The sequence below is a fragment of the Acidovorax delafieldii 2AN genome, from assembly GCF_000175235.1.
Lineage (GTDB): Bacteria > Pseudomonadota > Gammaproteobacteria > Burkholderiales > Burkholderiaceae_C > Acidovorax > Acidovorax delafieldii_B.
Map to the genome: position 1 here is coordinate 1 of NZ_ACQT01000621.1, position 591 is coordinate 591.

General features: G+C 64.5%; 1 pseudogene. It reads right to left on the minus strand.

Annotation, left to right across the window (positions count from 1 at the left end):
- Window positions 1-510 (minus strand): annotated as a pseudogene (locus ACDELDRAFT_RS23405) (transcriptional regulator); the annotation flags it as partial.
- Window positions 511-591: the final 81 nt, after the last annotated feature.

A 591-nucleotide genomic window follows, 5' to 3' on the forward strand; every position in this document is an offset into this window, starting at 1 on the left:
GGCGCGCAGGTAGAACGCTCGGCTGTGGCTGAGCTTGAAGTGGGCTACCTGCAGCTTGGTGCGCACGCCGGCGAGAACAGCCCAGTCCTCGCTCCAGTCGAACTGGAAGGCCTCACCCGGACCGAAGGCCAGGGGAACGAAGGTGCCGCGGCCAGTGGTCTGCTGGGCCACAAGGCGCTGCTCGTGCCAGAGGCGGGCAAAGGCCGCTACGCGGTTGTAGGAGCCGCCATAACCGAGCGCCTGCAGATCCACGTACATCTGCTTGACGGTGCGGCGCTGCTTGCGGGATCGGCCAGCTTCCGTCTTGAGCCAGCCAGCGAGCTTCAAGGCGAAGGGATCGAGCTTGGATGGACTGACCCGCTTGGCATAGTGCGGCTCGGCCTCGCCTACGCGCAGGTACTTGCGGATGGTGTTGCGCGAGAGGCCCGTGCGGCGGGCTATCTCCCGGATGGACAGCTGCTCTCGCAGGGCCCAGCGCCTGATGACACTCAGTGTTGCCACGTCTATCACTCCTGGTCTCCTGCTGCTCAGCAAAGCAGCAGGTTAGGGTTAGTACGTGGGTCAGGTTTGGATGGAAATCCCGGGGGTTAG